This is a genomic window from Bacillus tuaregi (genome assembly GCF_900104575.1).
In the GTDB taxonomy this organism is placed as follows: Bacteria; Bacillota; Bacilli; order Bacillales; family Cytobacillaceae; genus Bacillus_BD; species Bacillus_BD tuaregi.
The window spans coordinates 3,348,573-3,375,384 of record NZ_LT629731.1; the positions used below are offsets into that span (position 1 = coordinate 3,348,573).

At 40.8% G+C, this 26,812-nt stretch carries 25 protein-coding genes, 3 pseudogenes and 1 other annotated feature; all 28 genes and pseudogenes read right to left on the bottom strand.

The window, feature by feature from the left end:
- Window position 1: 1 nt before the first annotated feature.
- Window positions 2-541: a sporulation initiation phosphotransferase B gene (locus tag BQ5321_RS18545; protein ID WP_234978426.1), complete on the bottom strand. Its 540-nt coding sequence runs from the start codon at window positions 539-541 to the stop codon at window positions 2-4.
- Window positions 542-718: 177 nt separating this feature from the next.
- Window positions 719-1,012, bottom strand: coding sequence for a 50S ribosomal protein L27 (rpmA, locus tag BQ5321_RS18550; protein WP_071395902.1), 294 nt, complete (start codon window positions 1,010-1,012; stop codon window positions 719-721).
- Window positions 1,013-1,025: 13 nt separating this feature from the next.
- Window positions 1,026-1,358, bottom strand: a complete 333-nt coding sequence (locus BQ5321_RS18555; protein WP_071395903.1) for a ribosomal-processing cysteine protease Prp — start codon at window positions 1,356-1,358, stop codon at window positions 1,026-1,028.
- Between the two features lie 11 nt (window positions 1,359-1,369).
- Window positions 1,370-1,678: a 50S ribosomal protein L21 gene (gene rplU, locus BQ5321_RS18560; protein WP_071395904.1), complete on the bottom strand. Its 309-nt coding sequence runs from the start codon at window positions 1,676-1,678 to the stop codon at window positions 1,370-1,372.
- A gap of 12 nt (window positions 1,679-1,690) precedes the next feature.
- Window positions 1,691-1,773: a sequence feature (ribosomal protein L21 leader region), on the bottom strand.
- A gap of 163 nt (window positions 1,774-1,936) precedes the next feature.
- Complete coding sequence (locus BQ5321_RS18565) at window positions 1,937-3,379, bottom strand: Rne/Rng family ribonuclease (RefSeq protein ID WP_071395905.1); 1,443 nt, start codon at window positions 3,377-3,379, stop codon at window positions 1,937-1,939.
- 270 nt (window positions 3,380-3,649) lie between these two features.
- Window positions 3,650-4,516, bottom strand: a complete 867-nt coding sequence (locus BQ5321_RS18570) for a M50 family metallopeptidase (protein WP_071395906.1) — start codon at window positions 4,514-4,516, stop codon at window positions 3,650-3,652.
- Window positions 4,509-5,291, bottom strand: coding sequence for a M23 family metallopeptidase (locus tag BQ5321_RS18575; RefSeq protein WP_071395907.1), 783 nt, complete (start codon window positions 5,289-5,291; stop codon window positions 4,509-4,511). The genes BQ5321_RS18570 and BQ5321_RS18575 overlap by 8 nt, the downstream gene beginning before the upstream one ends.
- Before the next feature lie 156 nt (window positions 5,292-5,447).
- The gene (gene minD / locus BQ5321_RS18580; protein ID WP_071395908.1) at window positions 5,448-6,251 is read right to left on the bottom strand and encodes a septum site-determining protein MinD; all 804 of its coding nucleotides are present in this window, start codon (window positions 6,249-6,251) and stop codon (window positions 5,448-5,450) included.
- 1 nt (window position 6,252) lies between these two features.
- Window positions 6,253-6,933, bottom strand: coding sequence for a septum site-determining protein MinC (gene minC, locus BQ5321_RS18585; RefSeq protein ID WP_071395909.1), 681 nt, complete (start codon window positions 6,931-6,933; stop codon window positions 6,253-6,255).
- Between the two features lie 286 nt (window positions 6,934-7,219).
- Window positions 7,220-7,738, bottom strand: a complete 519-nt coding sequence (gene mreD, locus BQ5321_RS18590) for a rod shape-determining protein MreD (protein WP_071395910.1) — start codon at window positions 7,736-7,738, stop codon at window positions 7,220-7,222.
- The gene (gene mreC / locus BQ5321_RS18595; protein ID WP_071395911.1) at window positions 7,735-8,613 is read right to left on the bottom strand and encodes a rod shape-determining protein MreC; all 879 of its coding nucleotides are present in this window, start codon (window positions 8,611-8,613) and stop codon (window positions 7,735-7,737) included. Before mreC ends, mreD begins: the two co-directional genes overlap by 4 nt.
- A 20-nt stretch (window positions 8,614-8,633) precedes the next feature.
- Window positions 8,634-9,656 carry a rod shape-determining protein gene (locus BQ5321_RS18600; RefSeq protein WP_071395912.1) on the bottom strand — a complete coding sequence of 341 codons (1,023 nt, stop codon included), beginning with the start codon at window positions 9,654-9,656 and terminating at the stop codon, window positions 8,634-8,636.
- Window positions 9,657-9,894: 238 nt separating this feature from the next.
- Window positions 9,895-10,035, bottom strand: a pseudogene (locus tag BQ5321_RS23820) (JAB domain-containing protein); the annotation flags it as partial.
- Window positions 10,036-10,114: 79 nt separating this feature from the next.
- A pseudogene (locus BQ5321_RS18605) lies at window positions 10,115-11,737 on the bottom strand (reverse transcriptase domain-containing protein).
- Between the two features lie 573 nt (window positions 11,738-12,310).
- Window positions 12,311-12,859: pseudogene (gene radC / locus BQ5321_RS18610) on the bottom strand (RadC family protein); the annotation flags it as partial.
- A 42-nt stretch (window positions 12,860-12,901) separates the two neighbouring features.
- Window positions 12,902-13,474: a Maf family protein gene (locus tag BQ5321_RS18615; protein ID WP_071395914.1), complete on the bottom strand. Its 573-nt coding sequence runs from the start codon at window positions 13,472-13,474 to the stop codon at window positions 12,902-12,904.
- A 293-nt stretch (window positions 13,475-13,767) separates the two neighbouring features.
- Entirely contained in the window at window positions 13,768-14,895 is a 1,128-nt protein-coding gene (locus BQ5321_RS18620) for a hypothetical protein (protein ID WP_071395915.1), read from the bottom strand.
- Between the two features lie 129 nt (window positions 14,896-15,024).
- Entirely contained in the window at window positions 15,025-15,816 is a 792-nt protein-coding gene (locus BQ5321_RS18625; protein WP_071395916.1) for a hypothetical protein, read from the bottom strand.
- Entirely contained in the window at window positions 15,816-16,487 is a 672-nt protein-coding gene (locus BQ5321_RS18630; protein ID WP_071395917.1) for a hypothetical protein, read from the bottom strand. The genes BQ5321_RS18625 and BQ5321_RS18630 overlap by 1 nt, the downstream gene beginning before the upstream one ends.
- 2 nt (window positions 16,488-16,489) lie before the next feature.
- Window positions 16,490-17,476, bottom strand: a complete 987-nt coding sequence (gene pilM, locus BQ5321_RS18635) for a type IV pilus biogenesis protein PilM (RefSeq protein ID WP_071395918.1) — start codon at window positions 17,474-17,476, stop codon at window positions 16,490-16,492.
- 12 nt (window positions 17,477-17,488) lie between these two features.
- Entirely contained in the window at window positions 17,489-18,244 is a 756-nt protein-coding gene (locus BQ5321_RS18640; RefSeq protein WP_071395919.1) for a prepilin peptidase, read from the bottom strand.
- 60 nt (window positions 18,245-18,304) lie between these two features.
- A complete protein-coding gene (locus BQ5321_RS18645; protein WP_071395920.1) occupies window positions 18,305-18,730 on the bottom strand; it encodes a type IV pilin protein in 426 nt (141 codons plus the stop codon).
- Window positions 18,731-18,848: 118 nt separating this feature from the next.
- Window positions 18,849-20,060, bottom strand: a complete 1,212-nt coding sequence (locus BQ5321_RS18650; RefSeq protein ID WP_071395921.1) for a type II secretion system F family protein — start codon at window positions 20,058-20,060, stop codon at window positions 18,849-18,851.
- A complete protein-coding gene (locus BQ5321_RS18655; RefSeq protein ID WP_071395922.1) occupies window positions 20,047-21,102 on the bottom strand; it encodes a type IV pilus twitching motility protein PilT in 1,056 nt (351 codons plus the stop codon). Before BQ5321_RS18655 ends, BQ5321_RS18650 begins: the two co-directional genes overlap by 14 nt.
- A 12-nt stretch (window positions 21,103-21,114) precedes the next feature.
- Window positions 21,115-22,776, bottom strand: a complete 1,662-nt coding sequence (locus BQ5321_RS18660) for a GspE/PulE family protein (RefSeq protein WP_071395923.1) — start codon at window positions 22,774-22,776, stop codon at window positions 21,115-21,117.
- Between the two features lie 20 nt (window positions 22,777-22,796).
- The gene (locus BQ5321_RS18665; RefSeq protein ID WP_084786859.1) at window positions 22,797-24,131 is read right to left on the bottom strand and encodes a VanW family protein; all 1,335 of its coding nucleotides are present in this window, start codon (window positions 24,129-24,131) and stop codon (window positions 22,797-22,799) included.
- Window positions 24,132-24,198: 67 nt separating this feature from the next.
- The gene (locus tag BQ5321_RS18670) at window positions 24,199-24,987 is read right to left on the bottom strand and encodes a PRC-barrel domain-containing protein (protein WP_071395925.1); all 789 of its coding nucleotides are present in this window, start codon (window positions 24,985-24,987) and stop codon (window positions 24,199-24,201) included.
- 71 nt (window positions 24,988-25,058) lie between these two features.
- The gene (locus BQ5321_RS18675) at window positions 25,059-26,579 is read right to left on the bottom strand and encodes a hypothetical protein (RefSeq protein WP_071395926.1); all 1,521 of its coding nucleotides are present in this window, start codon (window positions 26,577-26,579) and stop codon (window positions 25,059-25,061) included.
- Window positions 26,580-26,812 lie beyond the last annotated feature (233 nt).

Here is a 26,812-nt window from a genome sequence, read left to right on the forward strand (position 1 = left end):
CTCACTTATAGGGAATCATCAACTCAAGTGTAAATTCCCGTTCATTCATCTCAAACTGTTTAACATCCATTCCAAAAGAAGTATTATGTAAAAATGGCTCTAGTGATTCTTTATTCTCTATTATTCCACAAAAATCAAAAAAGAAACGAAGCCCCTTCTGCTGTTGTTCAATTGTTAGGATTAAATGATTATCATAATAGCTTTTTATACTTTCATTCAGGAGCGTAAAGAACGTCCTAATCCAGGCAGTCAGCTCATCATCATCAAGCTTTCCTAGCTTATGATCATCAATGACTTCAAATTCTAGCTTAAAGGATTGCGTTTCCCAATTATGTAAAAGTAGCAATGCTGTAAAATTAGGCAGGTTCAAATTCGATAGCTTGGTTTCATGCTGTGCCTCAATGACAATTTCCCCAATGATTTCTTTGACGCGGTCTATTTTATTTAAATCAAGATTTCCCTTAATTAATTGCAGCTTATTTAACCAGTCATGCCGCACATGACGAAGCACATCTACCGTGTTCCATTCTTTTTTCATCATCTATAATACCCCTACACATTTATTTAGTGTCAGAAGACTGCTTTTTGCTAGTATATCAAAAAAGTGAGGTAGAGTAAGCAATAAAAAGGAAAAAAGAAGAAACTTAGGTCCGTTTATAGTATTTTCCCCGCAACATAAAGAAAACTCTAACCATAACAGTTAGAGTTTTCCAATACTTTATGCTTCTTGTGCTGCAGGGTATACGCTCACTTGTTTACGATCACGACCTACACGCTCAAATTTAACAACACCGTCAACTTTTGCGAATAGAGTATCGTCACCGCCGCGGCCAACGTTTACTCCTGGATAGATTTTAGTTCCGCGCTGACGGTAAAGAATGCTTCCGCCAGTTACGAATTGACCATCCGCACGCTTAGCGCCTAGACGCTTCGAGATTGAGTCACGACCGTTCTTAGTTGAACCTACTCCTTTTTTAGAAGCGAAAAACTGAAGATCTAATTTCAATAACATGGTATTCCACCTCCTACTTTTTGAAGGTTATTTTTATGTGTTCTCCGTATTGTTCTTCAATCGTTTGTAAGGAAATCACCATCGTTTCGAGGATCAGCTGAATTTTCTCCTGAACTGAATCTGGAATATTTTCCGGGACCGTACAGCATAAAAATCCATCTTCACCTTGCTCGATATGAGGGATAACTCCCGTTAACTCATGAACAGCATTAATCGCTCCAAAGGAGACTGCAGAGGCTCCTGCACAGACAATATCTTGACCATGCTGGGCAAATAATGCATGTCCCGTCATAGTAAACGATTGAATCAACTCGGTTTCGTTACGATTAATCGTAATATTAATCATCGGTTAGAACCTTACGCGTTGATTTTTTCAACAACAACTTTTGTGTATGGCTGACGATGACCTTGCTTCTTGCGGTAGTTTTTCTTTGCTTTATATTTGAAAACAATGATCTTCTTTGCGCGACCTTGCTTTTCAACTTTAGCTGTAACAGTAGCTCCCTCAACAACTGGGCTTCCTACCTTTACGTTTTCACCACCAACGAAAAGAACCTTATCAAATGTAACTGTTTCGCCTGCTTCTGCGTTTAGCTTTTCAATGTAGATAGCTTGACCTTCTTCTACTTTGATTTGCTTACCGCCTGTTTCGATAATTGCGTACATAACTGCACCTCCTTATAAACTCAGACTCGCCATTCACAGGTGATTTGCTAAAATAACAAACTCTTAATACCTGTTCCGAGCGGTTGTAGCACGGGTGCTACAAACATAACATGAAAATAGTATCATATAGGGAAAGATAATGTCAATATAGATTTAGCGAATAGCGTGTATCTGACGAGTTATTTTCAGTGGTACATTATGGCAGTAAAAAATTCATCAATCCTTTTAACCTCTTCAAGCAGAGCTCCGTCTCTTTCATTAACGTATTTTCGCAATGTGATAGAAAGGTCGATGAGCTGTCTGGACATCAAACTGTAATGAGAATTTCAATATGTCCTCCAGCCTGTTTTGATGAACATGCTGTTCCCCACAAAACACCTTTTTCACATCTTCCGTTAATTCAATCCTCACTTCTTCTAAATCCTGAAAGCGGTATTCATAAAGCTCTCTTTCTAGTCGAAAGGCAATCGTTTCCGCACTAGGAATTTTTCCCGTGCCGTCACATTGGGGGCATCTTTCCATCAGGCTCTCCGATAGAGAAACCTTCGTTTTCTTTCTCGTCAATTGTAATATACCAAGCTGAGTAAAGCCGAATAGCTCTGTCCGCCGGCCATCCTTTTGACATTCCCGCTTCATCCTATCTATAACCTGTCTCCGTTCCTGCTCCGTTTTCATATCGATGAAATCAATCAGGATCATCCCGCCAATATCCCGAAGGCGAATCTGCCTCGCAGCTTCCTCCGCTGCCAGCAAATTGGTTTTTAGGACCGTATCTGCTAAATCATGCCTGCCTGAAAACTTACCGGTATTCACATCAATAATCGTTAAGGCTTCTACCTCATCAAACACTAGATAGGCTCCGTTATCAAGCCAGACAATCCGCTTTAATAATTTCTCAATTTCTCCTTCTAAATGATAAAAAGAGAAGATATTTTCCTTCTCAGTATGTAAGGAGACCGGGAGCTGTGGATACTGTTTTTTCAGCTGTGAAGCAATATGACGGTCATCGGCAATTACCTCGACTTCCTCGGCAATCGGTTGGAGCTCATTTATCATTTCTTGCAGGAAATGATCCTGCTCCAGTAATAATCCCGGCTTTTTCATTGCTTTTGCCTGGACTTCAAGCTCATGGAAGGTCTCCCTAAGCTCAGCAAGCTCTGTTCGGATGTCCGCTTCAGCAGCAGTCAGGCTTGCGGTACGAAAAATAATCCCTTCATCCTCTTCCTTCAGTTCATAGCCGAATTCCCGGATTTTTTCTCTGTCTTCCGTCTGCTCTACTTTTTTCGAAACAGCTATATATTTTCCCTTCGGCATATAAATAATCGCGGAGCCGGACAGCTCAATGACGGCATTTAACCTTGGACCCTTTGTACCGGTAGCATCCTTGTCCACCTGTACCATCAGCCTTTCCCCCTGATGTACGAACGACGAAATACTCTTCTTCTCCTTTACACTCTTTTCTTCACCTGACAGCACGAAGGAAGGTAATTTATTGCGGTAGATAAAGCCATTTTTCCCTTCTCCGATCTCAACAAAGGCTGCATTCATGCCGGGGAGGACCTTCGTTACTGTCCCGATATAGATGTTTCCAACAAGGGAGTTGTGCTCTGGCTGTTTAATGAATAGCTTTTCAACTTTTTTATGTTCTAAGAGTGCAAAGCGTTTTTCACTCGTTAAATAATTAACCACTAATTTCTTCAAATTCCGTTCCTCACTTTTTCAACATCAAATTCGCCCCGCCGAATTTGCGTCCGGATTTTTATCGAGCTCGCTCGATAAATTACCCCTAAAAAATCCGTGACATCCGCCGGAGGCTAAACTTCATTCAGCCGGAGTTTGAACCCCCACTGAATCGAAGGACCATTTGCATTCATCCCCCACTTGTAGAATCGGAGGACTTCTGCTGAATGAAGTTAAAAAAGAGTGAATATCAGGATATTCACTCTCGTCTCACTTTATTATTATGGGGATTTAATAGGGATAAAGCAACTCTCCAATTTTTGCGTGAAGCATTTTCTCTGTAAAATAGGCATGCAGCAATTCATTCTCATCTAATTGCTCTGTTTCTGCATCCTTTTTTTCAATCACAATGAGATGCTTACAGCCGCGCTGAAATTGCTCCAGCACACGAATAACAGATTCATCCTCATGAACATAAATATGCTTCAATGATTTAAACTCCATTTTATTGCCATAATAGCGTTCAAGTAGAAAGCGGACAAAGACATACCGTCGCTGTTTCCATTCATAAAAAAGCGAGAAGCTTAAAAAGCCCATGACAATCCATAAATTCAAGTTAAACGGCTGAACAAACAGAATAAGCAGAAAGAAGAGCAGTAAGCTAACCATGGAAATGATGACCGTTTGATGATGTGCAATCGGAAAGGATGCCTTTTGAGATCGCCATAGATAGACGAGCTTACCGCCATCAAGAGGCCAAATCGGCAATAAATTAAACAATAGTACCATCATGTTAAAGTCTACAAAGGTCTGATAATAATGCTCAGGCAGCCATGAGAATTGATAGAGGATAAACGCCAAGCCTATCATCCATAAATGCTGCAGGGGACCTGCCAGGGTAACGAGCGCTTCCTCCTTTAACGGTCTGTTGCCGTGTTCATCGACCTCCGCCACCCCACCAAAGGGTAAAAGTGATATTCTTTTAATTCGCCAGGAGAAAAAAGCTGCCGCTAAGGCGTGCCCCAGCTCATGCATCATCACGATAAACAAAAAAAGGGACAGTTCAATAAAATGAGCCGTCATAATCGATAATGCCATCACAATCCATAGCAAGGGATGAATGTGAACAAATCTTAATATCGTAAGCATCTTAATCAAATTGTATCACCTGTATCGGGTCAACAAAGTCTTCACCCTCTTTAATGGCAAAATAAAAAGAGCCCTTTGTTCCATCACTATAATCTGTGGCCTTTCCAACCTTTGTCCCTTTTTCAATGTATTCATATAATGTCACATCAACCTCACTCAAATTCCCATACCAGGATTCGCTTTTATCAGCATGCTGTATGACAACGGTTTGGCCAAAGCCCTCCTGCTCACCGATAAAACGAACAAGTCCTTCATTCATCGCCTCTACTGCTGCCCCTTGACCGGTTTCGATGGTAATCCGCTGCCCATTCTCACCAAAATCCTCCAGTATTTTCCCTGAGGCTGGCAGGGCGTATTGTGGTTTCGTATCAGAAGGATGATTCTCTTCACTTTTTTGTTCAGTGGTTGGCAGCAGGGCCAGAGGCTTGCCAAACGTGTCCTCATACCAGCTTGAAACGGCTGCAAATTGGAATTCCTCATTCATCGATTTAGAGACAAACTCTCTGGCAGGATCGAATGCAGGGCTTTGACTACGAAATAGAATCGCAATAACCAGAACTAAGCATGCAGAGGCTAATATTTTAAAAATAAATACTTCTTTCCGAAAAAGCGGATGATTTTCTTCGTCAACAGGGCCGCTTTCATATGAGGTCATTTTATCAAAGCCGTAGCGTTCTTCATCCTCGGTCCAGGGCAGCTTTGTTTCCAGCTCCCGCGTCAGACGCTCCCGTTGTTTCTTTCTTTTCTCGATCCGTCTTCGAATGTCATCACTTCTTGAACGCATGATTCCCCCACCATTCCTTTAAAGACGTTTTGTAGTACAAGTCTATGAACGGACTCTGTAAAATATGACGACTGTCCAAAAGGAACCGAGGACATAGCTGGAAGGGCACTATTCGTCTGAAAAAAATAAAAAACCGGAGATTTTCTCCGGTTTCATTTATTTCACACCAAAAAATTTCTTTAGTTTTTTAAATACACCAGTACTTTCTGGCTCTAACGTTTGCAGCGGGATGGATTCACCTAATATCCTTCTCGCAATATTACGATAGGCAATACTTGCTCGGCTATTTGGATTTAACACAATCGGCTCACCGCTGTTAGAGGCTTTAATCACTTCATCATCATCAGCGACAATTCCAATTAGTTCGATTGAGAGATGATTGGTTACTTCATCTACATCAAGCGTGTCACCGCTTTTCATCATGTGATTACGGATACGGTTAATAATCAGGCGAGGCGCCTCTACGCCTTCCTCCTTCTCAAGCAAGCCAATAATCCGGTCTGCGTCCCGAACAGAGGATACTTCCGGATTGGTTACGACGATCGCTTTATCCGCACCTGCTACCGCATTTTTATAGCCTTGCTCAATTCCTGCAGGACAATCAATAATGACATAATCATAATCCTGCTTCAAGCCATCAATTAATTCCTTCATTTGCTCCGGTGTCACAGCCGTTTTATCGCTGGTTTGGGCAGCCGGAAGAAGGTAAAGAAGATCCTCAAATCGTTTATCCTTTACAAGCGCCTGATGAATTTTACATCTTCCCTCAATCACATCGACGAGATCATAGATGATTCTATTTTCAAGACCCATGACCACATCAAGGTTACGGAGACCGATATCTGTGTCAACTAAACATACACGCTTCCCTTGAAGAGCCAAAGCAGTGCCTATATTTGCAGAAGTGGTCGTTTTTCCAACTCCGCCTTTTCCTGATGTAATAACGATTGCTTCTCCCATCCTACCTTCCCCTTTCTAATCTTGTTAAATTCGGTCGAATATGCATTAATACCTGTAATTTATCAATCATGATTTGCTCATCTTCATTCACATAAGCACATTCCATTTCTCTTATTTCCTCTTCATCATAATGATCGGGTGCCCGGTTAATATGTTTACTGATTCGGAGCTGAGACGGTTTCATAACGGAAGCAGCAATAATGGCTTCCATATTGCCGAAGCAGCCTGCATGGGCAATCCCCTTTAATACACCCATAATAAAAATATTTCCACCGGCAATGACGGTTCCACCTGGATTGACATCACCAATCAATAATAAATCTCCCGGTACCTTTAACACTTGACCGGAACGAACGATTCTTGTGACAGAAACAATTTCCTGCTCCTGCTTCATTTTCTCTACTTCTTCTTTTGTCATAACATTAGAAGTAATCGAATCAACAACAAGATTCTTCTTTCGGCTAATCAATTCTTCTAGCTCTTCTGCCTGCTGTTCCGATAAATAACGATTACCCACTTGGACTTTTACTGTGATTAGCTGATTGCCATCCTGTAAGCGGGAAGTTTCCGATAATTTCCACTGTAGCTCTTTTTTTAGTTCTTCAAAAGAACAGCTGTCGTTCAAATGAAGAGTGAGCCCTTCTTTTGTACCTTTTATGGTTACATTTTGGATTTTTTTCATGTAAAGATGGTCACCTCAACTAGAGCACTGTCAGATTAATAGATTAAGAGAATTTATATAAAAATGGATGTTTAGTTCAATTTATTGATAAATACACACCATTTAGTTTTCTTTTATAAATAAGTATGATTACCTAGTAAATAAAAACTGTTTTAATACTTCGACAAAAATCGTAAAATCTCCTTTTTCAAAATAACAAAAAGCTATTTTAACAAGACCAAATGAAATTCGCCATCGTGACAAAGAAAGATTGGTAAAAAAAGGTAAACGACTAAAGCAGTGCGCTTTAATCGTTTCTCAATGCTTCCGCATAGCTCTCCAGGAATTTTTTCAATGGAAAAGCAATCAGTACGGTAAAAATAAGATTTAAGATTAATGTTGGCAGCAGTCTGATTTCAACAAAACGAGAAAATACCATATTGGTCCTGTCAATGATAAAATTCATTTCATATACTCCTAATTCTAGTAGGGCAACCCCTAATAGAGCAACAAAACTTACAATCACTACATTCGTTTGAAGCACCTTCATAATCTTGGAGGCAATATACGCAACAAGTGGGAGCATAAACAAGTAAATCCCAATAATTTCAGTATAGACCACATCAAATAACAGACCAAAGATAAATCCATACATGAGACCATGTTTTCGATTTCCATAGATGATGGTAAAAATAATCGCCACGATTAAAAAATGTGGCACAACAATTCTTTTCGTCACGAATGCTTCTACTGTCATTAGCTCAACAAAGATGCTTTCAAAAAGAAAACAGAGACTAATAATCAAGGGGAGAAAAACCTTTCTCACTTTTTCTCCTCCTCGTCCATCATATCACTCAGCTCCGGCTGGGTCATTCCCCGTTTCACTACCATAACATGCTCGATATCATAGAAATTGGCTCCCGGCTTGACATACGCCATTTGCGTTAAGCCGAATTCATCCGGAACAACCTCTTCCACTGTACCAATCACAAGCTGTGATGGAAACACGCCGCCCATTCCTGAGGTTTGGACAATTTGTCCTTTTTCTATCTTTGCCTCATAGGGAATTCTTTTTAAGAGAAGCAATTCCTTTTCCCTATCAAAGCCTTCAATTTGACCGTAGTACGTTTCATCTCCGACTATTTCTGCCGAAACACGATTGGATGAATCATTAGAGCTTAACAGCTGGACGGTTGAAGTGAATTGCCGGCTGTTTTTTACTTTTCCAATCAGTCCGGTTGATGTGATCACAGACATATTCTTCTTCACACCATCTGTTGAGCCCTTATTAATAATTAGCAGCTCATTCCAACGATCGGGATTCCGACCGATGACGGTTGCCTGCATCGGCTCATAATCACTTAACGATTCCTGCTTATCCAGAATATCTCTCAGTTCCGTATTTTCTTCCGATAAGCTCTGGACCTCCGCCTTCAGCTGTGCCAGTTCATTTAAGCGTGATTTTAATTGTTTGTTTTCTTCGTATGTATTTTGCAAGTCCTTTACATTTTCAAAAAAACCGGCAAAATAATGAGCCGGTCTCGACACAAGGGTTTGAACCCAGCCGGTTGTGTCTTTAATAAACTGCTCCGGCCAGGTTAACTCGTCACGTTCCTTTAGTGAAAACCCTATTAATGCCACGAGAATGATAATGCTAACAAGCAAAATAATCAGGCGTTTGTTCAAAAAGAACTGTGGCATTTAGAACACCTCTAATTATGTTAGCGAGAATCTCGCGCTTTGTTTTTAAATAAATGAATATGGTCAAGAGCCTTGCCCGTTCCAATGGCAACACAATCCAATGGATTCTCAGCAATTAAGACAGGCATTTTGGTTTCTTCACTGATTACTTTATCCAAATTGCGTAGCAGGGCTCCACCGCCAGTTAATACAATTCCTCTGTCCATAATGTCAGCAGCAAGCTCCGGTGGTGTTTTCTCCAGCGTTACCTTCACCGCGTCCACAATCGCATCAACGGTGTCCCTTAGAGCTGTAGCAATTTCCTTTGCCGTGATTTCAATTGTTTTTGGCAGACCTGTCAAAAGGTCACGACCGCGGATTTCCATATTGTCAATCCCCTCCGCATCACCTGCAGAGCCGATTTCCATTTTAATCGCCTCAGATGTACGGTCACCAATCATCAGATTATACGTTTTACGAATGTAATTCACGATGGCGTCGTCCATTTCATCGCCCGCGATACGGATCGATTGACTTGTTACAATCCCGCCAAGCGAAATAATCGCTACTTCGGTCGTACCTCCGCCGATATCCACGACCATGCTTCCAGTTGGCTCCCAAACCGGCAAGTTTGCTCCAATCGCAGCAGCAAACGGCTCCTCGATTGTATAGGCATCGCGAGCACCTGCCTGTCGAGTGGCATCAATAACCGCTCTCTCCTCAACCGCCGTAATGCCGGAGGGAACACATACCATCACATATGGCTTACCTGAAAAAACACTCTTTGTTTTCAACGCTTCTTTTATATAATATTTCATCATGACTGCCGTTGTTTCATAGTCAGCAATGACTCCATCCTTCATCGGACGAAGAGCTACCACGTTTCCCGGCGTTCTGCCGATCATATTTTTCGCATCATTTCCAACCGCTACAATGCTTTTTGTATCTGTTTGTAAAGCTACAACAGAAGGCTCTCTGACAACTACCCCTTTTCCCTTTACATAAACGAGCGTATTTGCAGTACCGAGATCGATCCCAAGATCCCTTGTCCCAATTCCAAACATGATTGTATCTCCCTTTCTAAAACTAAATGCAAACTTTCAAGGTAAGGTCCTTTATGTTATTTATTGTCAGTACTGACCCATTGATAAAAGTTTCACTTACTATTTTATTATTGCTTATTTCCAGTACAATGTACTGAATATTTATCCAAAAATCATCATTTTCATTCAAAATCTTCGTGAAAATTCGTCAAAAAATCACAAACTATATTATATCCTAACACCCGATAAAATCCTAGTCTTATAAGTACCCTTTCTCCTTTAAAGAGACAAATTTATTTTCGCCGATTATGAGGTGGTCAAGAAGGTCGATGCCAAGAATCTTGCCACATTCGGCAATGCGCCGCGTCACATCAATATCCTCACGACTTGGAGTCGGGTCGTAGGGTAGGAATCATGCGCCTTACTTTGTCTCCAAAGTAGGTTTCACAACTCCCCCCTCAGAACCGTACGTACACCTTTCAGCGTATACGGCTCGCCAGTTGACTAATCGGAATTTCCTTCTCGTGGTGGTCATGATGAACCTCCATCTGACCTTATGTTGTACCTCACGCTTCACATTTATTTGCTAATAAACGCTGTTCAAATCCAATTTTTCCTGAATATTCCAATGTATTAACTAGCTGGTCTATTTCAGGCGAATCTGCTTTAATTGCACCCTTATGTTTAGGAAGGTCTTTAAGCTTTACAAGCTGATGAATTCTTTCATTGCCATGTTTATCCTTCCTAATAATGCTTAAGACTCCCTGTTTGTGGGTCCTCATGCTTGATGCAACCTTCTTTGAGGTACTTCTGCGTTTATTAGCGATGGTTTTGATAAAACTACTTTCTGCCAGATAGAATAACTTGTCTAGATGGTGATAGTTATTCGCCAGCTTGTAATAGTTTGCCATTCCCCTTAGCTCAGCGTTATAGGTATACAGAATTTCTAGCTCCGAATTGTTAATTAGTTTTGCTTTGTGGATTATTTTGAAATTCTCCAGGTTACCATACCCATTTTTTAGCGCAAATTCTTTAATTTTCTTATCAGGAATTTCTAACTTAATTGCACCTGAGAGTGTTCGCTTTTTCAGTGGATGCTTTTGGTTTTTATATGTGACCCGTTTGACCTTAGCCTGATTCCATGTATGAAACTCATACCCAAGAAAGGGAATTGGCTGTTCCAAATGAGTAATGAGCGTTTTTTCTTCATTTAAGTCAAGCTGAAGTTCCTTTTCAAGAAAAGTTTTTATCATTTCCTTTATCCTTAATGCATCTTTTTTGGAGCCTGCAATCCCTATAACAAAATCATCAGCATACCGAACAAATTTCATTCTTTGATCATTTCTGTCCATAAGGTCCACAGATGGGATCCCAATTTTTCCTCTATCGAATTTGTCCATTTGTTTTTCCATAAATACGTCAAACTCATGGAGATAGATATTAGCAAGCAAAGGTGAGATAATCCCGCCCTGTGGCGTACCGCTGTAGGTTTTATAATAAGTCCAATTTTCCATGACACCACAAGTAAGCGCATTGTGAATGAGAAGCAGGAAACGATGGTCATGAATTTTCTTTGAAATTAAATTGATTAATACAGAATGGTCAATATGGTCGAAGAAGCCTTTGATGTCTCCTTCAATACACCATGTTAAGCCTTTCCAAGTGTTTTTGATTTGAGATAGAGCTGTGTGACAGCCTCTTCCGTCTCTAAACCCATGGGAGTTATCTGAGAATATTGGTTCATATACATTATCTAGTATTATTCTCATAACTTCCTGTACCATCTTTTCTTCAAAATTAGAAACTCCTAAAGGTCTCCTTTTTTCATTTGATTTTGGGACATAAACCCTTCTTACAGGTGCAAAGCGAAATGTTCCAGCTTTTAATTGCTCTATGATGTCATCTATTTTCTGTAAACTGAAACCATCTATTGTTACATTAGTTGTACCCTTTGTTAGATTCCCTGCATTTGGATATAGTTTTGCATAGGCTTTAATCCACAGCTCTTTGTTATACATAAGACGATAACAATCTGTAATCCTGTTTCCTTTTTGAGAAGTATTCCTTATAACGTCTAACTGTCGAAATGGATTCTTTGCCATAATTCATGACGCCTTTCTAGTTAACGTTAACATCAACCTGTCTCCCTTCCCCCTGCTAAACTCATTACAAGCAAACGTTGGGTAGTATGGAGACTCCGTTACCCTATGCAATTTTCAAAACCTTGAGTCTAATAGCCAATTGGCACTTGCACTTAGGTAATCCCTGCATTATGACATCATTTTAGATATGTGATGGTTAGGTATCCCTTTCGACGGTTTCCTCTAGTGGAGGATTGAAGGACAAACCTTACTATGGGCAGGAAAGCGATGATTTCCAACGGACGGTCCGGCGATACGTCCCCCATTTTATCCTCATTGCCTGTTAGCTATCGTAGACAATGGCGCACCCATCGCTCATTCGTCTAGGATTCAAGCAGTATAGCTTTTACCGTACATCACTTGGTCTGAAGAACTGACTCGACGTTAGATAGCTTTGTCGTCTTTTCTCCTTTTCACATCATGCTCTGTTCCCTCTATAGGTTTCCCCTCTAGGTAAGATGCTGACCATAGAACATTGTAAGGAGTTCTAGTTTTCCTAAGAAAACACTAAAATGACGCACCTTGCAGGCGCACTCCAGATGGATGATTATGCACACAAACTATGGATGCAGCCGAACGACGCAGGGCTTCTTTATAAATCTCGCGCGGATGTACGATCGATGCGTTTAAGCTGCCGATAAAGATGGTTTTTTTGTGGAGAACTTGGTTTTTGGTATTTAAGTATAACGTAACGAAATGCTCTTGAGAGAGGAATCTCATATCATTCATCACATATTTGGCACCGTCCTCAGGTGAACGAATCACATAGCGGTCATCATGCTGCAGATTCGAGACTCTTCTTCCGATTTCTACAGCCGCCAATACTTGTATAGCTTTTGCCATACCAATCCCTTTAATCGAGGTAATTTCATCTAATGTTGCATCCTTTAAAAGCCGTAATCCCTCAAAATGAGTAAGGAGGCGGTTTGCCAGCTGAAGAACGGATTCTTCCTTCGTGCCCGTCCTAAGCATTAAGGCAAGCAGCTCCTGATTGGACAGGCTTTCTGGTCCATATTGAATAAAGCGTTCACGCGGTCGTTCATCCTTTGGATAATCACGAATCATTAAGGTTTCGGTTTGCATATTGTTCTCCCTTTCTCAATCAAATCTGGGAGTATGAAGAGCTTAGCTGCGATACCCGGCTTTTTTTAATTCTCTAATTGTCCGAGCAACCGGGAGACCGACAACAGAAAAATAATCGCCTGATATTTTTTTGACAAGAAGGCGGCCAAAGCCTTGAATTCCATAGGCACCTGCCTTATCAAACGGTTCCCCTGTATCAAGGTAATCATTAATTTCATCATCCGATAGCTCCCAAAATTCAACCTCTGTTTTTTCGAAAAACTTTACTTCGTTTGACTGCGATACAATCGCCACACCCGTATAAACCGAGTGGCATCTGCCTGAAAGACTTTTCAGCATCGAAAAGGCATCCTCACGGTTTTCTGGTTTTCCGAGGATGGTTTCGTCTCTTACAACGACCGTATCTGATCCAATCACAAATGAATCGGGATGCCCATCCGCTACGGCCTTTGCTTTTCGATAAGCCAATTCCATGACAATCTCTTCCGGACTCGATTCCGGATCATAATGCTCATCCACATCGCTCGCAACTGTGTGAAAGGTTAATTGGAGATTTTCAAGTAGTTCTTTCCGTCGAGGAGATGCTGAGGCTAAAATGAGGCTTTGTTTTAGCATTGTTTCACCTTACCTTTATCTTAAAATGGAGAGATACAAGTTCATCGTATCACTAATACTCTAGACAAACAATTACCTAACTAATGAATCACGGTTAAATAAATCCTTCCATATCATTTGCAGGATTTCAAGAAACCATACTCTATCGATTTAGGAAAAATAAAGGCATAAACAATAGGTAAGGTTAGCTCTACTCTAGCTTTCCTTACCTATTTACTATCCATAAGTTATTTATACTATTTCCCGGAAAATACAGGTATCGACTTTTTTCTGATACTGCACTTAAGCAGCTGCTATTGGAGGCTTTGATAGCTAGCAAGAATGGTTAATAAGCTTTGTTGTATTTTAGTTAATGTATTCTCATCCGGTTTTTTCTCAAATTCCTTGATTTGAGCTGAAGCGGCTTCTAGCTCATTATACAGCTGGATGACTGATTTAGTTTGCAGCTTTTCCTTATCAATGTTTGAAAGCATGGAGGCTTCTTTTTCTACATTTGCCATGACATCTTCCGGAATACGGTTCGAAAGGCCGGCGGTGGTGACGCTTGCTGTGAGGGTTTTATATAGCTGTGGGGAGGCTTCGAGCAGTTTCTTTTCTTCATTATGCTGAAGACTGATTTTTTTCTCAGTTGTCGTAAATTCCTTCGAAAATGTTGTCAGTCCCTTTCCTTCCATCTCTTTGCCAAGTGCTTTGGCATCTTCTATTGTTGCGGCAACACTCACATAAATCGCAAATTTCCCGTCAGTTGGAATCACTGCCGCTGGTATCCCTTTTTCTTTTATACCTGCCAATATCTCATCCGCATTCCCTTGCGAGGAATATACCCCCTCCTGAACCACAGCAACAGAAAATGGCTGGAGGGCTGCCGCTACACTACCGCTTGCGATTGGCTGCTCTGCTTCCTCTTCATTGACTGTCGTTGTTGCTTCCATTTCTGCCGCCTCATCTGACGGTACTAATTTAAGTAGTATAAGTCCGAAAAACGTTCCTACTATAATAGCAAAAACAACAGAAAGCAGCAGCGTGCTATTAAATTTGTTAAAGCCTTTAAAGTTAGGTTTTCCTTTTGATTTAGGCTTCAGCTTCTTTGAGGAGTCTATTTGGCTCCATAAAGCAGTAAATGGTTTTACCAGCTTTTCTTGCTTTTTATCCTTAAGGTATATAATATTTGATTCTTCTTCACTTTTAGGAAGGGACGTTCCACTCGGCAGGATCCAGTCAAATTTTTCGCCGTCTTCTGTTGTCTCCTTTGTAGCTGCAGACTCCCGCTCCACTGATTCTTTAGGTCGTGACGGCTGTTCACCAGGTTCCCTTCCTATGGTTTTTTGATCGGGTGGTCCTCCTTTTTGCCCTTCGTTAAACGGATTGTCCTTACCATTAATTTTGATCTTAATGGTTTTCCCGTTCCTTGGCTTGTCCATATATCAGCCCTCCCTGTCACCTGATAGTTGGTTCCATCCTAACATATGGGCAAAAAAAAATAACAAGACTTTTGTCGTCTTGTTATCGAATGATTTCGTCAAAGTTTTTATTGAAGAGATATATTTATGTTAGTCTTTTTTTACATCATTTGGGAAGCTGTTGAGTGGATTCTTTTTATTGGCCGCTTCTGGTGTATCAATTGGCGGCAGTTCCTTTATTAAATCTACCAACTTAGGATAATAGAAGGCAGACATCGCCAGTTCAAATTCTGTTTTTTCCGGTTCTTGATCCGTCTTCCTGTATTCGCTGTTGCCCTCAAATGATAGATTATCAATCACAATAATCCGATTGAGAGAAAGAAGACTATCGATGAACCGCTCTAGCTCGAAGTAGTTAACAGCCGTGCCCTTAATGGAAATGGAGGTTCTGTTGACTCCTTCAGGCAGCTCCACCTCAACCATTTCAATCTCTTCCTCGTCTTCCTCCCTGTCAGCTTCCTCTTGTTCTTCATCAGCGTTCCCTTCAGGAGCTTCCTCATCGGAAGTATCCTCTTCTTCGGTCTTTTGTTCAACCTCAATCAATTCATCAGCATCTGTACCGTTCATCCTGATTTCATCGATCATCACGTTAGAAATAATCTCAGCCTTTTCAATATCAAGAATCAGCTGCTCGAGCTGACGCTTAACAGGTACAAGCTTCTGTAGCTTCATCGAGCTTTCAGCTGTTTGCTCACCTGCTTCTACCGTTTTACTCTCGATGATCGATAGCTGCTGATTCGCCATATCCAGCTCGGTTTGTTTTCGATCAAGCTTGTCATTTAGCGGCTGTAAATAGAGAAAATAACCGCCCGCTACAATACCAACGAAAAGCAAAATACCGATTAGGATGATCAAATGCTGTTTTTTGCCTGAGAAATTCATCACTGATCATCCCCTTCCTCAGTATCTTCAGCGCCTTCTTCCTTTTTCTTCTCCGCCTCTAACGCTGCCCGAGTTAGGTTTGGAATGTTGACAATCATTTCATATTGTGCGATATAACGAGGCAAAACATTGTCCTCATTCACAAGACCAACAGACTTGTTTTCTCCCTCTTCATCCTCTTCTTCGTCTAAGGCAGCTTCTGATTTGGCCTCTGAAAGGACTGCCTCATCCACCCAGTCGAATGCAAGCAATGAATGCAGGTAGTAGGCAGCCTCGCTTTTAGTATCAAAGCGAATCTTTTGTTTGATTTTATGATTGCCATCCATGTCAAACTCAGTAAAATATCCCCGTTCAGGCAGTATTCTTGTCAGCTCATCGACAAGAAAAACAGCATCAAACGGCTGGGTTTCCGCCCAGGATATCGCCTGCTCAAGCTGCTGGACAGAGGTCGAGGATTGATAATCAGTTATTTGTTTATTTTTCGCCTCAACAAGATCAAGCGTCATCGTGAGCTGCGTTTGAATATCTGCCAGCTCTTTTTCCTTTGCATTAATCTGCCAAATATAAAAGGAAAGGGCTGCAACAATTAATAGAATAAATATAAGAGCCAGGATTAATATATTTTTATTTCGGGTATCCTTTTTTGGCAGGAGGTTAATTTCCACTAGCATCTCTAATCCACCTCTTTCAAGCCAAGTCCAATATTAAGATGGTAAGAGGATGGAATCTTCCCCGCATCTCCGACTGCATGCGTTTGACCTTCAACGCGAAGGACCGGGATATCAAACTGACTTCTCAGCTTCTCCTCGATTTCCTCTAGCCATGGATGGTCTCCATCAAGCAATAGCTTGCTGACGAGCTTACTGCCTTGATTTAATGAATAATTATAAAAATTCCGCACCCGATCTATTTCAAGATAGGCATCATCCAGCGGATGATAGATATCATTCTGGTCACCCAGATATGTATTTAAAATAAGATGGTTTTTGCCTCTCTCCCATTTACTGATATCCACGTCCATCATCAGCTGCCTTGTGACAACCGGCTTTTTATCTTCAAAAATACAAATATTAACCGATTTTAAATCGACTTGAACGAGCATAACGATTTGATTATCATCAGGTGTCTGCTGGTGATAGAAACGGAACAGGGCCAGTGAAGAAATATCTGCACTGATTGGCTCTAGCTTTGCATCTTCTAATGCATCTGCATACTCCTTAATTACCTCTTCCGGTCCGGCAAACAGCAAGAGCTCCTGCTTTCCCTCCTTTTGACCAAGGCGGACATAATCAAAGACTGGATTTTCAAATGGAAGGTGAATGCTTGAGCCAATTTCCATAAAGATATAGCCGTGCATTTCATCGTCATCAATTTCAAGCGGAACCGCAATTTTCCGAATAATGACAAAAGAGTCCGGTACAATAAACCGAACTAGTCTTTTCTCTATTTTCCAATCTGATACGCATTCTTCAAGGATTGCCTCAAAGGTTTCATGGTCGACAATTTTCCCATCATGAATGATACCAGCTGGTAAATAACGTTCACCGTAATTTTGGACAATTGGAGGGTTCGTATTTTTTAAATCGACAAAACGAATAACATGATCTTTAATGATGAGATTGACTATTTTCTTTTTCCCGATGCTAATACGAAAGCCCATAAACAAAACTCCTTAAAAGAAAAGTTGAAAATACCATGTTAGAATATTTTCTCCAAAAAAATAAGCAAGCAATACGCCTATACAGATAAACGGCCCAAACGGGATTGGTTTACCTCGCTCTACTTTCCCCGCCAAAAGACCAATTCCACCAAATAAAGCACCTAACAGCGTCGCTAGGAAGAAGCTCAGGAGCACCATTTTGACGCCGAGAACAAGCCCAAGAACACCGTACAGCTTAATATCACCGCCGCCCATGCCGCCTTTACTAATGACGGCAATTAAATAGAGGAGACCAAAGCCGACAGCCGCTCCGAGCAGCGAATCCCACCATGGAGCGAGAGGGATGAAGAATCGCTCGATTAGGAAAATCGGTAAAAAGAACAGCAGTACCTTATCAGGGATAATCATATACTTGTAGTCTGAAACAAACACAATAACAAGCAGCGAAATAAGCGTCCACGCTACGAATAGCTCTGAAGTCCATCCCATCACAAGCGGTGCTGAAACAAATAGTAAGCCTGTAGCAAGCTCTACTAATGCATATAAAGGGGAAATTGGAGCTTTACAGCTCCGGCATTTCCCCTTTTGTAGAATATAGGACAGAACTGGTATCAGCTCTAAGGCTCCTAGGACATGTCCGCATTTAGGACAGTGTGAGCGTGGTTTGACGATAGATTCTCCGGCTGGGATGCGGAGGGCTACTACGTTGTAGAAGGAGCCTAGAATGATACCATATATTAAAATTATACTAGAATAAATTAAAGTCATTATTAACTCACACTTTAATAAGAAATATTTCTATATTTATAATTATTTATCATCATTCTATTATTTATCCTTATACTCCATCTTGGAAATAGCGGACACAGTCCCATTAAAAGTAGGTACAGTTTTCCCATCTTTATATGTTATACCACTTTTTACCGTTACATCGGATAATGAAGGTATACCATTTGTAAAGCTAACTGTAAATTTAGTAATGTTTTCTATTGCATCAATATATTCCTTTAATTCAGTACTAGTCTCATTTAACGAATTAGCAGGAACTCCTTCAGCAGCTGTATAAAGCTTAGCAGCATTTAATATCTGTATTGCATCAGCCTTTGCTGCGTCAAATTTAGACTTCTCAATGATATTACCGATACTTGGCACCGCGATTGCAGCAATAATACCCAAAATAACAATAACTGCTAACAATTCAACCAATGTAAAACCCTTTTGATTCTTAAGTCTATTGCCCATCTTTTTTAGCATAATGATCTCCTCTTCCTTTATTATTACTATTTACCCATTACATATGTCACTAAAGATATTATATTACATAATATCTAGGATGAAAATAGTAAATTATTAACAATCCTATATCATCATTTTATCCTACATAATTATAAATCTCAAACATCGGAATTAATATTGCTAAAACAATTGTACCAACCAACGCAGCTAATATGACAATCATTGTTGGTTCAATTAGCGCCTTTAGACGATCTGTTGCTGTATCGACTTCTTTCTCATAAAAGTCAGCCACCTTTGCCAGCATTGTATCAAGTGAGCCTGATTCCTCTCCTACCGCAATCATCTGCGATACAAGGGGCGGAAAGACCCAATGACTTTTCATCGGCACGGTCAACGACTGTCCTGCTTCCAGCGAATCACGTGATTTTCGCAGTACTCTGGCAATGACCTCATTCTCAACAACCTGCTCAACAATCGTCATTGATTGAATGATTGGCACAGAGCTGGCAAACAGGGAGCTTAGCGTTCTCGTCATTCTTGCGATGACAGCTTTTTGTAACACCTTGCCAAAAATAGGAATCCTTAAGAGGACATAATCTAAATAATACTTTGTATCTTTTTGCTTACGGATAAAGGTGATGGCAAATGTAATCAATAACATGATTAAAATTACAAGCCACCAGTATACCTGCATAAAGGCACTAGCATTCATCACAAACTTTGTGATTGCCGGCAGCTCCGCATCGAAATCATTAAACATATCGACAAAGGTCGGCACGACACTGACTAATAAAAAGATAACTACACCGATGGCAACAATTGTTAATACAAGCGGATACATAAGCGCGGAAATAATCTTCTGCTTTGTATCATTATGCTTTTCATAATAATTGGCCAACTGCTCAAGTGTTTCATCGATCTGCCCGCCGGCCTCACCGGCTCGTACCATATTAACAAACATATTCGAAAATATTCGTTTATGCTTAGCAGCGGCATCTGACAACGGGATCCCGCCGCGCAAATCCAACTCCACTGCAAGCAAGGCCTTTTTCAATGGCTTACTTTCTGTCTGTTGGGCAAGAATCACGGTCGAATCGACCAGTGTTACCCCGGCCTTCAGCAGTGTGGCAAATTGCCTTAAAAAAATAACAAATTGTTGGGTTTTAACGGCTTCACCGAACCCGATATTAATATCCTTCGTTAAAAACGTTTCAGGCAGCTCGGTCATTTCTGTGACCTTAATGCCCTTTTCCCTCAGCTCGAGCAGAGCTTCCCTTTTTGAGCCTGCTGACACCACACCTGATTTCTTCCCTTTACGATCACGGCCCTGATATTTAAACCTTGCCATCTTCTAGCACCTTTTCCTGAAGATAGGATTGAACCGTTTCGTTTGAAATCATGCCGCTTTGTAAAAGGGAAGTAATGCTTGTTTCCAAAGTGTGCATTCCTTGTGAGCGAGAGGTTTGCATAATATTCATAATTTGATGGACCTTTTCATTACGAATTAAGTTGGCAACCGCTGGATTGTTAATCAGAATTTCCGTCGCAGCAATCCGCCCTTTTCGATCAGCCGTTTGGAATAAACGCTGAGAAATGACGCCGACTAACACGGAAGCGAGCTGAATCCGAATTTGGTCCTGCTGAAAAGGCGGGAAAATATCGATAATCCGGTCAATCGTTGTCGGTGCACTGGAAGTATGCAACGTCGCATAGACAAGGTGACCCGTTTCAGCAGCTGTAATCGCTGTTTGAATCGTCTCAAGGTCACGGAGCTCTCCGACTAAAATAACATCCGGGTCCTGACGTAAGGCCGCCCGCAGTCCATTAGCAAAGCTTTGTGTATCAATCCCGACCTCACGCTGGTCAATAATGCAATTGCCATGACGATGTAAATATTCAATCGGGTCCTCGAGCGTGATCACATGCTTGGCCATTATCTTATTCATATAGTCAATCATGGCCGCTAGTGTGGTTGATTTCCCGCTTCCTGTCGGTCCTGTCACTAACACAAGTCCCTGCGGCTTCTCGACAATTTTCTTCAGAATTGACGGAAGGTTGAGGTCATCAAGTGACGGCACCTTTGTTGGTACAATCCTCAGTGCTATGGCAATGCTGTTGCGCTGGTGATAAACATTGACACGAAAGCGAGAAATTCCGGGAAGTGTGTAGGAAAGGTCGAACTCCCCTTTTTCTTTAAAGCTATCCCATAAATGGTCTGGAATGATCACCTTTGCCATGGCCTCAATTTCACTCGGAAGCAGCTTTTCTTTTCCATATCGTTTTAAATCACCATTAATACGCATAATTGGAGGCACACCGGCAGTTAAATGCACATCGGATGCTTTTACTTCATAGCCTGCACGCAGCAGAGTATCTAATTTATTTTTCATCTTACAACACCCCTAATCAGGAATAGCCACCCGTAATACTTCTTCTGTCGTCGTGATTCCCTGCTTAATCTTCAAAAGCCCGTCATCGATTAAGAAGATGGTTTTATTTTTCACCGCATAATCACGCAGCTTTGAAAACGATTCACCATCCATAATGACACGGCGTATTTGATCATCGACGACAAGTACCTCTTGAATCGCAATCCGGCCTTTATAGCCTGACATATTACAAGATGAGCAACCCTTTCCTCGCATAATTCGGTCGATTTTCAAGCCTCTTTTAGCGAAAATTTCCCTTTCCAGCTTTGTCGGTTCCAGTGCTTCTCCACAATCACGGCACACCCTTCGCACAAGACGCTGAGCGACGATACCCGTAATGGAGGATGCCACCAAAAATGGCTCTACGCCCATATCAATTAAACGAGTAATGGAACCAAGTGAATCATTGGTATGGAGTGTGCTAAGCACAAGATGCCCTGTTAACGAAGCACGAACAGCAATGTCCGCTGTTTCTTTATCACGTATTTCCCCGACCATGATGATATTCGGGTCCTGACGAAGGATTGAACGCAACCCTGTCGCAAAGGTCATCCCAACATTCGTATTGACCTGTATTTGGTTGATTCCCTCCAGCTGATATTCAACCGGGTCCTCAATCGTAATAATATTCACGGCTTCATTGTTCAAATGATTTAATGCTGCATAGAGTGTAGAGGATTTTCCTGATCCAGTCGGACCTGTGATCAACACAATTCCGGTTGGCTTTCCAATTAAGCTTTTAAATCGTTTTAAATTTAGAGAATTAAAGCCTAGCCTGTCTATATCATTTAAGGCATTGCCTAAATCCAACAGACGCATAACGATTTTCTCCCCGTAAATCGTCGGAAGCGTGGAGACACGAATATCAAGTGGATGATAATCAATATTCAGCTTTATCCGACCATCCTGCGGCACTCGGTGCTCGGTTATATCAAGATTTGCCATGATTTTGATCCGGGCAATCAGCATGCTTTGCATATGCTTTGGGAAGGTTCTTTCCGTTCTTAAGACACCATCAATCCGGTAACGAATCTTTACTTTTGTTTCCTGTGGATCAATGTGAACATCGCTTGCCCGCATGCTGGCAGCATTTGTGAGAATCAAATTGACAAGCTTGACGATTGGTGAGGTTTGGTCAACGATTTTATCCGGCTCAACCTCATCGTCCAGGCTATTATCATTAAATAGCTCCTCAAGACCCTCGTCCATATCATAATACTTATTAACAGCACGCAGGATATCGTCCTTCGTTGCAATAGCCGGTTCAATTTGAAAGCCGGTAACAAGCTCCAAATCATTAATTAAGAAATAATCCATAGGATCGGCCATCGCAATGACGAGCTTGTCACCATCTTTTTTCATGGGAATAATCAGATTACGCTTCGCAATGTCCTTTGAAATGAGTGAAAAAAGCTGTGGGTCGAACGGATACTGGAATAAATTCACATGGGGAATCCCCAGCTGAAACTCGAGCACTTCAATAAGCTGCTGCTCTGTAATGTATCCGCGAGCAAGGAGAGCATCCCCCAGCTTCTGCTCCTTGCTTTTTTCCTCTAAGGTTGCCTGCAGCTGTTCTTCCGTGATTAATCCAAATTCAACAAGTATATCTCCCAGTCTTTTTCTTGTTCGTTTCAATGATATCCCTGCTTTATTTCTTATTTTGTTGGCGGAGGTTCTTCCCCTGCAGGCGGTATTACCTGTGTTGGATCAGGGGCAATACCTGGAGCCACATTTTGTGGAACTGGCGGCGTTTTTGGATTTTCAGATCCTGTTCCACCTGTCTGGTTAGTGTTTTGTTCTTCTCCTAGAGTGCCTTCCTCTTCGGACTCAATCTGTGCTTTTGGTGCTTTTAAGCCTGTTGCCACTACCGCATGGACAGGAGGGTAAAAGTCTTCCGAAATGAATTCCCGATTAAGCAAGGCACCATTTTGGTCTAATATCTCTCGGATAATATTGATCAACAGTCCCTCTTGGCCTTTTTTTCTGACAACCTGCTGGTCAGGCTCGAGCTTAGCATCGTATTGTAAAATGTTCTTTGGTTTAAAGGTTTCGTGGTTCTTTTCAATAATTTTATATTGATAAAGATAGGCCGGCCCTGTAAACGAAACAGTCAATTGATCACCGAGATGATTGAATTCTAAAATATACTCATAGTCTGTCACATTGGAAATAACTAAATCCATATCCTGTTCCACATCAACCTTTGCTTCATAGCCCGCCTTCACATAGGATGGTAATTCTCGACTCGTACTTCTTTCCGTTATTTGAAAGTTCGTTGGGAGAACTGCCTGATAAATCGCTGTGGCCACTACACTCAATCCTTCTGACGTGAACGTTCGAACACCACTCTCTTCTACCCCAGCTAGGACCGAGTACTGAGAATGAGGAGCTATCGTAACCGTTGGAAAGTGACTTACCCACAAGTCCAGCTGCTCACCAATGTCCTTGTGAGTGACAGCCGCCTCTGAAATTAGCTGATTTTCCGGTCCTTCAAGCATATAGTCATCAAGCTTTATCATATGAGTGCCCGCAGTTAGCATGGACGGATAGGATAGTACCGCCTGAATAAACGCCTCTTTATTAAAGTGATCCTCCGCTATGCCAAACTCCGTTAAGATGGAATTTAACGTTCCTTCCTGTAGCTCAACAACGAACGGAGTTTGCCCTCCATTTTTTACTAGATTAATAGATTTTTCCAATAAAAAAACAAGGTTATCATTACTGAATCCGATTGATTTTTCTTTATATTGCAAATTCAAAATCGTTTCGTCGGCCCATTTTTTTGTTTCTGTTTGTAGCTTATCCAATGCCTCTTGCTCACTAAGATGTGAGACATCAACAGCCCCAATCGTGGTGCCTTCTGTAAAACCATTATTTTGCGCAAATACACGTTCAAATGCTTGTTCACCTAACAACGAAAAACTAAAAATATATCCTGAACAAAAGGTTAGAAGAATAAACAACCAAACGATTTGACGTTTTTCCATCATCCCGCCCCCTTCCGCTATCGGACAGGCTGCTTGCCCTTTGCAAAGGGCAAGGCTTGACCGCTATTATTTATGCTTCAACATTCATCGATACTTCTACTACCGTTCCAGGACTGTCATCCTGGGCCTTTGTAATGTCAGCAGGAGTCAATTTGGTGCCTGCTTCAAATAATACCTGACCTTTTGAATCATAAATGGTCTTTGTAACCATTTTCCCTTTTAAAAGGTCAATTTGTTTTCTTTTAAGTGCTACCAGCTCATCATTTTGGCTTTCCTCTTTACTAGCTGTAGGCTCGCTTTGCTTATTCACAACAACAGCCGGCTGGGGCTCTTCTATTATCGATGGCTTTTCCCCATTCTGACCGACCTCTAGAATATTCTCGAGGAAGTTTTTAGCTGCTTCTTCCTTCACAATAATAATGTCCTTTCCATACGTAAGGACATATTCAGAAGAAAGGGCTAAATCCTTGTTGGAGGTTTTTAATTCCAAGCCGAGTATTTGCCCTGACTCATCGTCAATGAAATACTCGCTGATTTCTCCCAATAATTCACCTTTTCTCGTCATCACTCTTGTGTTTTTTAATTTTATCTTTTTATTAACAAGCTGATTAGCAATTGGGATTTCATTTAAATCAATCACAGCATGAGAACCTTCAATTGTCACAGCAAACTCACCAATTCCAATAACCTTTTTGAATGGAATTGCTTTTACGCTTCCGTGCCAATCCTCATGTTCAATTGTTAAAAAATCAATCGAGCCCTTCTCAGGATTTATTACTAAAGCTTTAACCATTCCGACCTGTATTCCGTCTGAAATACTGATAATCGGCAAACCAATAATTTGTGCACTATTTTTCATTAAATTCACCAAGCCTTATATTTGAATTGCGCCAATCGAAAAGAACAAAAACATTATAGAACTATAATAAATTATTTCTCAGCATAATGCGCTTGTAAATAATGAATTTCTTGTAACAATATTGGATATTGGGAAAAATTCTCCTCCAATTGTCCTAGTAACGATAATAACGCATGATATTGATGATTACTTAAGAAATGTTCAATTAACAAACTCGCAAACGTAAAGCGCTGCACCGCTGGACTGTTTGAATCGATATAGCTTTGCAGGAATTGTTCATATTGCTGATGTGTGAGCTCCTGCTTAGCAATTTCCGTCTGCAGCAGAATCGTCTGGAATATGTCCTTCTGCTCCTCAGACATTTCTGTATCTGCTTTGTCTCCTGTTTCAGGTTGATATTGGCTATAAGTTTCCTCTTCAAGGGCATCCTTATACTCCTCATTAGTATCTGTTCTTTCAATAAAAGTATTTGTTCTCTCAGCTTCGATTGAATCAATATCAATTTCCTGTAAGTCATTGTCGTGATTATCAGTAGAATTCTCATCATCAGACTGAGGTTCCTCAACTATTATATCGAGAGTATCATCCAGAGAGGTTGATTCTTCGACTACCTGGTTCACGTATGCTTCTTCCATTACTTCATCAAGGATTTCAACAGCTTCTACTGTGTCAGCTTCTTCTATTGCCGCAGCAGCTTGTTCTTGGTTAACATCGAACTCCACAACCTCATGTTCAAGGTTATCATCCTCTAGCTCAACCTCTTTAAGAAGATCGTCGATGTCATTTTCGAATCCAGAAGGCTCGATTGCTTTTGAATCCTGCTCTAGTGAATCCTCTTCCTTTGTTTGAGCATCCATCATCATTTCTTCTAGCTCTGCGAGGTATGTCAGGTTTTCACTTTCAGCCATTTCATTTTCTTCTGCAATTAAAGTGTATTCCTGCTCACCCTTCTGTTCATTACCATGCTCAAACAGTGCCGTAAGATCATCAAGCTCAGGCACTTCTTCAACCGTTAGCTCCTCAGCAGATTTCACTTCTTCGGCAAAGGGTTCTATTGGTTCCATTTCAGGTAAATCATTTTCAAATGTAATCGCAGCTGGGTCAATTTCATCAAGCTCACTAATGGGTTCCACATGGGCTGAAGTTTCTTCGAAAGAGTCGCTATCCTGTTGAACCACTGGCAGCACATCTGTTTCAGCAGCGGCTAGAACATTTCGTTCTTTATTATCTTCTTCAGCTTGTTTCAGTTCAGGGATATAATCAAAATGAAACAGGTCTGAATCCTGTTTCTTTTCCATTGGTTCAGCAGCATCATTCATAATGGAGCTATCGTTATCAGCCATACTATACATAAAGGGCGTGAACCTTTTCTTGAAAATTAATGTTACTAACAAAATAAGTGCAATCAACAGCAAAACACTTTGCCAAACTTGTAAAAAGAGCTTCGCAAATAATCCGGTTATCGAAATAAGAAAAGAAACAGCGATCACGATTATCTTTCCCTTTGCTGAAATTTTCAAAGGTAAGAAATAAATAATCGGGAATAATATGATTAAAGAAGCTAATGCAAAAATCAATAAAGTTACATCCATTCTTATCACTCCCTTCCTGCAACTATTTTACTACTTTTTCCTCAGAAACATATACTTTTTTATCTTCCATTTCATTCGAATCACCTATAAGAGTTATTGTATAATAATAAAATAGTTTTTTAAAGAAAAGGTATATATTGTTTGATATAAAATTACAGGTATTTGTCCATGTCTTAGTCAAATATAAGTTTATTTTTCTATACTAGTTAAGGAAATATGCCCTAGTTTCATCA